This window comes from Bacillus sp. EE-W1, from assembly GCF_009760835.1.
Taxonomy (GTDB): domain Bacteria; phylum Bacillota; class Bacilli; order Bacillales; family Bacillaceae_G; genus Bacillus_A; species Bacillus_A wiedmannii.
Map to the genome: position 1 here is coordinate 1 of NZ_WIPE01000123.1, position 10,094 is coordinate 10,094.

The 10,094-nt window shown below is 36.8% G+C and carries 11 protein-coding genes; 5 read left to right on the plus strand and 6 right to left on the minus strand.

Going from position 1 to position 10,094, the window contains the following annotated elements; translation table 11 throughout:
- The 3 genes from GFJ36_RS27370 to GFJ36_RS27380 all read left to right on the plus strand — a co-directional run.
- Positions 1–655 (plus strand): MSCRAMM family protein (locus tag GFJ36_RS27370; RefSeq protein ID WP_157349811.1); only part of this gene is annotated, 655 nt, incomplete at its 5' end.
- 490 nt (positions 656–1,145) lie between these two features.
- On the plus strand, positions 1,146–2,546 hold the full coding sequence (locus tag GFJ36_RS27375; protein WP_097890103.1) for a M28 family metallopeptidase: 1,401 nt from the start codon (positions 1,146–1,148) through the stop codon (positions 2,544–2,546).
- 147 nt (positions 2,547–2,693) lie between these two features.
- Complete coding sequence (locus tag GFJ36_RS27380; protein ID WP_088065042.1) at positions 2,694–3,068, plus strand: hypothetical protein; 375 nt, start codon at positions 2,694–2,696, stop codon at positions 3,066–3,068.
- Positions 3,069–3,093: 25 nt separating this feature from the next.
- Here the strand turns inward: GFJ36_RS27380 and GFJ36_RS27385 are convergent, their stop codons facing one another.
- From GFJ36_RS27385 to GFJ36_RS27405, 5 genes are all read right to left on the minus strand, one after another.
- The gene (locus tag GFJ36_RS27385; protein ID WP_097890102.1) at positions 3,094–3,765 is read right to left on the minus strand and encodes an ABA4-like family protein; all 672 of its coding nucleotides are present in this window, start codon (positions 3,763–3,765) and stop codon (positions 3,094–3,096) included.
- Positions 3,749–4,063 (minus strand): anti-sigma factor, encoded by a 315-nt coding sequence (locus GFJ36_RS27390; protein WP_087983725.1) that lies wholly within the window; start codon positions 4,061–4,063, stop codon positions 3,749–3,751. Before GFJ36_RS27390 ends, GFJ36_RS27385 begins: the two co-directional genes overlap by 17 nt.
- The gene (locus tag GFJ36_RS27395; RefSeq protein ID WP_088065044.1) at positions 4,050–4,577 is read right to left on the minus strand and encodes an RNA polymerase sigma factor; all 528 of its coding nucleotides are present in this window, start codon (positions 4,575–4,577) and stop codon (positions 4,050–4,052) included. The genes GFJ36_RS27390 and GFJ36_RS27395 overlap by 14 nt, the downstream gene beginning before the upstream one ends.
- Positions 4,578–4,900: 323 nt before the next feature.
- On the minus strand, positions 4,901–6,571 hold the full coding sequence (gene argS / locus GFJ36_RS27400; RefSeq protein ID WP_097890101.1) for an arginine--tRNA ligase: 1,671 nt from the start codon (positions 6,569–6,571) through the stop codon (positions 4,901–4,903).
- Positions 6,571–7,008, minus strand: a complete 438-nt coding sequence (locus GFJ36_RS27405) for a YwiB family protein (protein ID WP_000414868.1) — start codon at positions 7,006–7,008, stop codon at positions 6,571–6,573. Before GFJ36_RS27405 ends, argS begins: the two co-directional genes overlap by 1 nt.
- A gap of 202 nt (positions 7,009–7,210) precedes the next feature.
- Here GFJ36_RS27405 and GFJ36_RS27410 point away from each other — a divergent pair, with 202 nt between their 5' ends.
- The gene (locus tag GFJ36_RS27410) at positions 7,211–8,197 is read left to right on the plus strand and encodes a S66 family peptidase (protein ID WP_097890100.1); all 987 of its coding nucleotides are present in this window, start codon (positions 7,211–7,213) and stop codon (positions 8,195–8,197) included.
- A gap of 25 nt (positions 8,198–8,222) precedes the next feature.
- On the opposite strand, the gene GFJ36_RS27415 is transcribed toward GFJ36_RS27410, so the two are convergent.
- Positions 8,223–8,585, minus strand: a complete 363-nt coding sequence (locus GFJ36_RS27415; protein ID WP_000779928.1) for a YxeA family protein — start codon at positions 8,583–8,585, stop codon at positions 8,223–8,225.
- 234 nt (positions 8,586–8,819) lie between these two features.
- On the opposite strand from GFJ36_RS27415, the gene GFJ36_RS27420 reads away from it, so the two are divergent.
- Complete coding sequence (locus GFJ36_RS27420; protein WP_000996323.1) at positions 8,820–9,857, plus strand: PTS sugar transporter subunit IIC; 1,038 nt, start codon at positions 8,820–8,822, stop codon at positions 9,855–9,857.
- The last annotated feature ends 237 nt before the right edge of the window (positions 9,858–10,094 follow it).

The window sequence follows — 10,094 nt, forward strand, 5'->3', positions numbered from 1 at the left end:
CTATCAGTTCGTTGAAACGAAGGCTCCTATTGGATACGATTTAAGTGCTAAGCCAATTCCTTTCACAATTACGAAAGGACAATCTCAAGTTACTTCTGTTACAGCTTTAAATAGTTTAACAACAGGTTCAATGGAGTTAACTAAAATTGATATTGATCACCATGGAACACTTGAAGGTGCCATTTTCAATATTTTAGATCACGACGGAAAAGTAGTACGAGAAGGTTTACAAACAGACGGGCATGGTAAATTAATCGTAAATGATTTGAAACCTGGTAATTATCAATTAGTGGAAACAAAGGCTCCTAAAGGCTATCAATTAGATGCATCACCAATAAACTTTACAATTGAAAAAGCTCAAGCTGCACCACTACAAATTACAGTTTCAAATAAAAAAATCGATTCTTCATCCGGTGGAGATGATAAACCAATTACTCCTCCTAATAAAGAAGAGGAAACGGGGAAAGAAACTTCTGAAGAACTAGAAAAAGAAAACCCTGACACACAAATAAACAAACAGCAAGATGACCGAAATAAGGGTAAAGAACTTCCAAATACAGGTCACAAAAATGATCCTACTCAAACAGTAGGCATCGTACTTCTACTAGCTGGTTTGTTAAGTATTTTAGCTACAAAACGAAAAAAATATTATTAATAGTTTTTCACACCTAATCAAGTGAACATTTGATTAGGTGTTTTTTTATGCCAAAAAAGGACGATACATAGAGTATCGTCCTTTTAACGGGGTGAGGCTGCCCAAAAGTACGGAAAACCTTTGAACAGCCTCGTATTTTCATATGGATGCCTTACATATATCACTGATAATAAGTATGAAATGCGGAAACATATTTATCATCACATGATTCAAACATGAGAAAAGAAATCCTATAGGATTCTTTTCTCTACATAATCTAAAGTTTGGGTACACTAGATTCATGCAATGTAGGAGCTTTCCAAGCAGAAAGCGAACCTTCATTTAAAATGATAGCATACATATCTCCATCAAAAATATGCAAATATGCATATAGCGTTTTTTTATTTCTCAATGTCAGAATATTGAAAAATAATGAAGATGACGGTAAAATAAAGTCGTTATCCGTCTTCTTTTGTCAGTCAGAGAGAATAGAAGAATAGGAGAGGAAAAAATGAAAAAATCTTTGAAACAAAAAATAGTAAGCTCTTTGCTTGCTGTATCACTCGCTGTTAGCTTAGCTCCAATTGGGCAAGCCAAAGCTGATTCCACGTCAGAAATCACACAGACTTCACCTATCACAAAACAAGTTGATGCAAGCCGCGCTATCGAACACATCCGTTTCTTATCCGAAACAATTGGTCCTCGCCCTGGTGGGACAAAATCAGAAGAATGGGCTTCTCGCTACGTTGGTATGCAGCTTAAATCAATGGGCTATGAAGTAGAATATCAACCATTTCAAGTGCCGGATCAATACGTTGGATTTATTGAATCACCATTATCCACAAAGCGTAATTGGCAAGCCGGCGCTGCCCCTAACGCACTAATTTCTACAGAAGCTGTTACAGCTCCTCTTATCTTTGTTCAAGGTGGAACAAAATTAGAGGATATCCCAAATGAAGTAAACGGAAAAATTGTTCTATTTGAAAGAGGAACAACAGTTGCAGACTATAATAAACAAGTTGAAAATGCTGTTAGCAAAGGAGCAAAAGGTGTCCTTTTATACAGTTTAATTGGCGGACGCGGAAATTATGGACAAACCTTCAATCCCCGCCTAACGAAAAAGCAGTCTATCCCTGTCTTTGGTCTTGCTTATGCACAAGGAAATGCATTTAAAGAGGAAATCGCTAAAAAAGGGACCACTCTTCTTTCTCTAAAAGCGAGACATGAATCTAACTTAACATCACTTAATGTCATCGCTAAAAAGAAACCAAGAAACAGCACAGGTAATGAAAAAGCCGTCGTTGTAAGTTCGCACTATGATAGTGTCGTTGGAGCACCTGGAGCAAACGATAATGCTTCTGGTACAGGATTAGTATTAGAATTAGCTCGTGCTTTTCAAAATGTAGAAACTGATAAAGAAATTCGTTTTATTGCTTTTGGTTCTGAAGAGACTGGCTTACTTGGCTCCGATTATTACGTTAATAGTCTATCCCAAAAAGAACGTGATCGAATTTTAGGTGTCTTTAACGCAGACATGGTTGCAACAAATTACGATAAAGCAAAGAATTTATATGCTATGACGCCTAACGGTTCTCCAAACCTTGTAACAGACGCAGCCTTACAAGCAGGTAAACAATTAAATAATGACCTCGTACTGCAAGGGAAATTCAGCTCTAGTGATCACGTGCCATTTGCTGAAGTTGGTATTCCTGCCGCCCTATTTATTTGGATGGGTGTCGATAGTTGGAATCCATTAATCTATCATATTGAGAAGGTATACCATACGCCTCAAGATAATGTGTTAGAAAACATTTCGCCTGAACGTATGAAAATGGCATTAGAAGTTATCGGGACAGGAGTTTATAATACACTTCAAAAATCTGTTGCTCAAACTGAACAGAAAGCTGCTTAATCATTTAAAAGACCACTGATTTTTATCGGTGGTCTTTTATTGAGAAAATATTTATATGCATAAAAGCATATTTCCTCCTGCTCATTATCCTATACAATATTAATTGTAACAAAAATGATTACAACTAATAAGGAGGCTTTTTCTACTATGAAAAAAATTATTTTAGCCAGTGCTTTAACTTTAGCAGGAATTACTGGCGCTACCGCTTTTATTCCTGAAACAAAGGTCGCTGCTGCCACTCAAGAACAAAGCTTTACAAAATTTTATTCTTTGCAAACTGGAAGTAGTTCTGAACAAGAACCTATTTTCCTTCAAAAAGGACAGGAACTAACAATTCAACCTAACAGTAAAACTCCTAGTTACAGTGTTTATGACTCAAATCATAACCTTATCGGGCGCTATTCTGATGGTTACGGCCGAATTTTCACTGCAAAAACAGATGGAAATATGTATGTTCAATTTCACGCACCTTTCGTTTACTATAGTCCTGTTAGCTTTTCTGTTACGTATACAATCCAATAAAATAAAGGGCCTATCTCAAGGCCCTTTATTTTATTTCCCAATTCACTTTTACAAAACCATCTTTCACCATTACACCACTTATATTAAATACATACCTTTCATTTGCCTTTAATGTAGCTTTGAAAGTACCTTTTTTCGATTCACAGATCTCTTTTAACTCTCTTATACCTTCTCCTTGCCTTTCATACAAGCTAAAGCATAAATTCCCACGTTTTGCATCTGTCTCATAAGAAAATGTTACTTCTGTATCTTTTTCATACTCAAGTTCAATATCTTTCCCAGTAATATCCCATGATGAGAATTTTGCCTCGTAACCGGTCTCCCCTTGCTTCTCATTTTCTAAATATATATCACCAGCTCTCCACATATCATCTAACGTTTGAACGAAAGCAAAGCCGCTCAGTAATACAAACATCGTACTTGCAAATATGACAACTAATGTTATCTTTTGTTTTTTCATAGCCTTCATCGTATGTTCTCCTTCTATTTTCTTGTTACTTCTTCGTATCATATATAACAAAACTCCAATAAAAAATGGTAATACAATCGCTATAACACCCCACCACTTACTTATTCCACGCGTTTTCGCATCTGTATACACCCATGATGCTACACATACTAAAAGTGCTATAAAAGTCAAAAACATTGTAATCCCAGCTATCTCAAATACTACAAATGGATTAGCGAACTCTATCATGTAATTTATACTCCTTCTTTAAAAATGACTGTATGACAACATATATAGGAACGTATAGATGCATCATAATCACACTTGCTATCAACATAGGGACTTTATGATTCAAATGAGTGACAAACTGCTCCATAACAACTGTTAATAAAATAATCCAAATAGCATGAATACAAACAACCCATCTTTTCTCTAATTTCCGAGCATTTCGTACGCTCTGTTTCGTTTTATTTATCAGCTCTCCGCTTGGAATAGTGTCTTCAGCTAAGCTGCTTCTTATCTTCTGATCAAACTTATCTTCCGTCATAAACGAACCCCTCCAAATGTTCCCGCATTTGCTTCTTCGCATAATTAAGGCGGTATTTCACCGTACCAATCGGTATATTTAATATTTCGCTCATTTCTTTATAAGAGTATTGTTCATAATAGTAGAGTACGAGCACGGTTTTATATTTTTCATTCAATAGCTGTATAACTTCACGTATCATTTCCGATTCCACTTTTTGAATAAATTCTTCTGATATATTCACTTCATCTGCGAAATCGATTTCTCCACCATCCTCTTTATGAAACAAATCCAATACGCGATCTTTCCACCTTTTCTTCTTACGATAAAAGTCATAAAACGTACGAACACAAATTGTAGTAATCCATTTTTTATAATTTTCCACGCAAGAAAGCTGGTGCCTAGAGGAAAAAACTTTTATCCAAGTCTCTTGAAAAATATCTTCTGCATCTTCTTTCGTTTTCGCTAATTTATAGCATAAGGAATATATTTGCTGCTTATATATATCAATTAATTCTTCTACCTTTTCTTCCATCTTAAACCTCCTGTCATTTATATAAGACGACGCAAATTCTCCTTTTGTTTGATAAGATTTTATTTTTTTATTATCTCCATACAAAAAGGCAATCACAACATCGTGTGATTGCCTTTTACTGAAAATGAAAAATCGGTTAGAATACTCGGTGGCTTCGCGCCTTCCTCCTATTCTGAACGAGTCGCTTCTGCTTTTCTTTATTGTCCAGCTCTGCCTCCTAGCCCCTTCTGTCTAAGAACCTTCCCCACAAGAAGATAAAAAGCATCTTCTGTGGGAAAGAACCTTAGCCTTCGGGGCTAAACAGTCGGCTCCGCTTTTCTTTATTACATTTTTTCTGGTGCAGATACTCCTACGATTGCTAATGCATTTTGAAGTGTAGTGCGTACTGCTTTCATTAACTCATAGCGAGCTTTACTTAATTCTAAGTTGTCTTGGTTTAATACTTTTTCTGCATTGTAGAAGCTGTGTAATGCTGCTGCTAATTCAAATGCATAGCTTGTAATGCGGTGTGGCAGACGTTTTTGCGCTGCATCCGCAACTACAGCTGGGAATTCACCAAGTTTTTTCAGTAACTCTACTTCTTTCTCCGAAGTAACAAGCTTGTAATTCACGTCTTCGCCTGCAGCTAATCCTAACTCTTCACCTTGACGAAGAATACTGCATACGCGAGCATGAGCATACTGTGCATAGTATACTGGGTTTTCATTAGATTTTGATACAGCTAAGTCCATATCGAAGTCTAAATGAGAATCACCGCTACGCATTGCGAAGAAGTAACGCATTGCGTCCACGCCTACTTCTTCCATAAGCTCACGAAGTGTAACTGCTTTACCTGTACGCTTACTCATCTTCATTTTTTCACCATTTTGGTACAGTTGTACCATTTGGATGATTTCTACTTCAAGTGTTTCTTTATCGTAACCAAGTGCTTGAATAGCCGCTTTCATACGAGGAATGTAACCGTGGTGGTCAGCACCCCAAATGTTGATTAACTTATCGAAACCACGCTCTAATTTATCACGATGGTAAGCGATATCTGGCGTTAAGTATGTGTAAGAACCGTCGTTTTTAATTAATACACGGTTTTTGTCGTCACCGTAAGTCATAGAACGGAACCAAGTTGCACCGCCTTCTTCAAAGATCTCGTCACGCTCTTTTAATACTGCAAGTGCAGCATCGATTTTTCCGTTTTTGTATAATGATGTTTCTGAGAACCATACATCGAACTTAACACGGAAGCTTTCTAAGTCTTTTTGAAGTTTTGCTAACTCATATTTTAAACCGTATGAACGATAGAACTCATAGCTTTCTTCAGCATCAGCTTTTGCATAACGATCGCCAAACTCTTCAGCTAAACGCTTACCGATTCCAATGATGTCCGCACCATGGTATCCGTCTTCTGGCATTTCTTTCTCTAGGCCTAAAGCTTGCATGTAACGAGCTTCAACAGAAAGAGCTAAGTTATGAATTTGGTTACCAGCGTCATTAATGTAGTACTCACGAGATACATCGTATCCTGCTTTTGCTAATACGTTACATAAAGTGTCACCTACTGCCGCACCACGTGCATGTCCTAAGTGAAGATCACCTGTTGGGTTCGCAGATACGAACTCAATTTGTACTTTTTCACCTTTACCAGTATTCGTTTCACCGTAAGCTTCGCCAGCGTTAACGATTGTTGGGATTAAGTCTGTTAAGTAGCTATTATCCATGTAGAAGTTAATGAAGCCAGGTCCTGCGATTTCAATTTTTTCAATAGAAGCTTTTGCTTTATCGAAGTTTGCAACTAATTCTTCTGCAATCATACGAGGTGCTTTTTTCGCAACGCGTGCAAGTTGCATTGCCATATTTGTAGAGAAGTCACCATTTGTTTTATCTTTTGGAGATTCTAATACAACGTTTGGAATCTGTTCTTCTGTCGCTAATTCTGCCTTTAATACAGCAGCTTGAATTTCTTCTTTAATTAATCCTTTTACTTGTTCTAAAGAATTCATTATTTTGCCTCCTTCAAATTAAGTGTAATTGTATATCTGCCAGCTTCTTGTTCACTTAGAAGCAATGCGTACGTTAAGAAGAGTTGTCCTTTTTTCTTTTCATCCGACCATTTAAAAAGAACGTTATCAGTTTTCGTTTGCAATGCAAACGTACCAAGTTCACTCGTATACGTACCAGTTGTCCATTCACCTTTCACATGCGTTTGACGCATTGAAACAGCACCTGAACGCATAATGAGAACTTGTTCATCTTGAATTTTAATAATTGTTTTCACTTCGCCCTGTTCGTTCGGCTCTTGGAATGTTACATATGTACCTTGACCTTTTACATAGTATTGACCATTTGCTTCAAAAGCAACGGTTTCCTTCCTCGCCCCTTCACGGATTTCTGTTACGAAATGAACGTGTACCGGCAAGCCTGCAAGTTGTTTCTCCACGTCTTGCACACCTTTCAAATGTTATAGATATTAAATACTACTTATAATAAATCACTTTTCCTATCATATCAAAAAAAACCTCTGTCTGTCTGCTGAAAAATCAGGAAAACTCCATTTCAAAAAATAATTCACTTTCACTTTATTTCATATGATAAAATATTTTTTAAATCTAAATATTCTTTCATTTAAAGAGGTGAGTTATGTGCTACCGACAAAATTAAAAAAGGGTGATGAAATTAGAGTTATTTCACCATCTTGCAGCTTAAGTATTGTCTCAACTGAAAACAGAAAGCTTGCTGTAAAAAGATTAACTAACATGGGCTTTCAAGTTACATTCTCAACATATGCTGATGAGATAGATCAATTTGCTTCCTCTTCTATTTCTTCACGCGTTCAAGACCTTCACGAGGCATTTAGAGACCCTAATGTAAAAGCCATTTTGACAACACTTGGCGGATACAACTCTAATGGTTTATTAAAACATCTCGATTATGATTTAATTCGAGAAAACTCGAAATTTTTCTGTGGCTATTCTGATATTACCGCTTTAAATAATGCAATTTACACAAAAACAGGACTTATTACATATTCAGGACCCCATTTCTCTTCATTTGGAATGAAGAAAGGTCTCGAATATACGACTAATTACTTTTTACAATGCTTAACTTCTAATAAGCCTATTGAAGTCCTGCCATCTGAAACGTGGAGCGATGATTCTTGGTATATAGATCAGGAAAATCGAGAATTCATTACAAATGAAGGTTATATTTCGATTCATGAAGGCGAAGCAACTGGAGAGATTATCGGTGGTAATATGAGCACATTGAATTTACTACAAGGTACACCATATATGCCAAACTTACAGGGGAAAATATTATTTCTTGAGGAGGATAGTTTAACTGGAAAAGCTACCCTTAACACTTTTGATCGTTATTTACATTCTCTTATGCAGCAACCTGACTTTGAACATGTAAAAGGCATCGTTATAGGAAAGATGCAAAAAGGTGCAGAATGTACGATAGAAGACATTCAAGAAATGATTGCTTCAAAGCCTGAACTTACACATATACCTATCATTGCAAACGCAAGTTTCGGGCATACAACCCCGATTTTCACTTTCCCAATTGGTGGACGTGCAAAAATCATTTCTAATAAAGAGAATTCAGCTATTACCATTTTAACGCACTAAAAAAGGAGCGAACGATTCGCTCCTTTTACGGTTTTTCTATTTTTTCCAACGCTTTTTGCGGAATTGATTCTTTTGGGATTTCAGCCCATCCTTTTCCTTGCATACCTTTTGCATAAATTTTTATAAACGCCCCCGTATGCAATTCACGGTTCATCATTCTTTTCACAACTTGTAACTTTCCGTCTTCTGTATACCCTTTAAATGTATACAAGTATTCACCGTCTTTTTTCTCACCTTTATTTATAACCGCATAATAATCTTGTATTTCTTTATTTGAAAAGAAGTTGTCTACAAAAGCATGCACACCTTCTGTTTTCGTGTTTAAATAGTACGCTGTTCCACCTAAAATAATGGCGAATACAGCTAAAACTTTAATTACCAATTTCATACATGCGCCTCCTGTTTGCACTTCTTTCTCACTAATCTTATGTCTATACCTGTATTATACGGAAAAAGGCATACCATACTCTATTGAAAAGTCTTACACTTTCCTTACATTATTGTAAGGGTTTTTCAACTTATAGCAATTTCCCAATAAAAAATTTTTCCGTTTCATGAACTTTTATATTATTATTGAATGATACAAATTTTTATTACAAAAATCAAAGGAGACAGTTTTCAAATGGCTATCTTGCAAGGTTTAGCACTATTACTTGTTGTACTTTGTCTATTTACACTTTTTAGTTACCGTGCTCCTTACGGAATGAAAGCAATGGGTGCTTTAGCTAATGCAGCAATCGCAAGTTTTCTTATTGAAGCATTTCACCGTTATATCGGTGGAGAGATGTTTCATAATGACTTTTTACAATCAGTAGGAGAAGCTTCTGGTAGTATGAGCGGTGTCGCAGCGGCAATTTTAGTCGCACTAGCAATCGGTGTTTCACCCGTATATGCTGTTTTAATTGGTATTGCTACTAGCGGATTCGGTATTTTACCAGGATTTTTCGCTGGATACGTTTGCGCTTTCGTCGTGAAATTTCTCGAAAAGAAATTACCGGCTGGTGTAGAGTTTTTAGCAATTTTATTTATTGCCGCACCAATCTCACGCGGAATGGCCATGCTTATGGATCCGCTCGTGAATGCAACGCTCGGTAAAATCGGTTCTATGATTTCAGTTGCAACTACAGAAAGTCCTATCATTATGGGTATTATGCTTGGTGGATTAATAACAGTTATTTCTACTTCTCCATTAAGTTCTATGGCACTAACTGCAATGCTTGGATTAACAGGTTTACCAATGGCAATTGGTAGTCTTGCCGTAGCAGCCTCAGCCCCGATGAACTTTATTTTCTTTAAGCGACTAAAAATTTGCTCAAAGAAAGACACAATCGCTGTAGCAATCGAGCCTTTAACACAAGCCGATGTTGTTTCAGCAAATCCAATTCCAATTTATGCGACAAACTTCGTTGGCGGTGCACTCGCTGGTATTATTACATCTCTGTTCCAGCTCGTTAATAATGCACCAGGAACAGCATCACCAATCCCAGGACTTCTTGTCTTATTCGGATTTAATGACGTTGTAAAAGTAACAATTGCTGCCGTACTGTGTGGAATCGTTACCACTATTGTTGGATACATCGGATCAATCGTATTCCGCAAATATCCAATTCGTTCTGCTGATGAAATTCGCGGCATTACTTCGGAAGAAAAAGTTGCATAAGAAAAGAGCTATTCTCATTGTTTGAGAGTAGCTCTTTTTCTTGTCGTGTAACGGTAAATGAAATTATATCAGCGATTTTTTTAATATATCGACTTACCGACACATAACGACAAAATAAGAGCTCCCTATTCATATAGGAGGCTCTTATTTTATCCAGCTATAGCGGCTAGAATGATCGGTGGCTTCGCTTCTTCCTTCGAGGCAAAAAGCGCCTCTACGTCTGAAGCTCCATCCCCC

Coding starts and splice junctions, on each gene's coding strand:
- GFJ36_RS27420 (WP_000996323.1), top strand. CDS start 8,820: ATGGCTATCTTGCAAGGTTTAGCACTATTACTTGTTGTACTTTGTCTA.
- GFJ36_RS27380 (WP_088065042.1), top strand. CDS start 2,694: ATGAAAAAAATTATTTTAGCCAGTGCTTTAACTTTAGCAGGAATTACT.
- GFJ36_RS27415 (WP_000779928.1), bottom strand. CDS start 8,585: ATGAAATTGGTAATTAAAGTTTTAGCTGTATTCGCCATTATTTTAGGT.
- GFJ36_RS27395 (WP_088065044.1), bottom strand. CDS start 4,577: ATGGAAGAAAAGGTAGAAGAATTAATTGATATATATAAGCAGCAAATA.
- argS (WP_097890101.1), bottom strand. CDS start 6,571: ATGAATTCTTTAGAACAAGTAAAAGGATTAATTAAAGAAGAAATTCAA.
- GFJ36_RS27385 (WP_097890102.1), bottom strand. CDS start 3,765: ATGATAGAGTTCGCTAATCCATTTGTAGTATTTGAGATAGCTGGGATT.
- GFJ36_RS27375 (WP_097890103.1), top strand. CDS start 1,146: ATGAAAAAATCTTTGAAACAAAAAATAGTAAGCTCTTTGCTTGCTGTA.
- GFJ36_RS27390 (WP_087983725.1), bottom strand. CDS start 4,063: ATGACGGAAGATAAGTTTGATCAGAAGATAAGAAGCAGCTTAGCTGAA.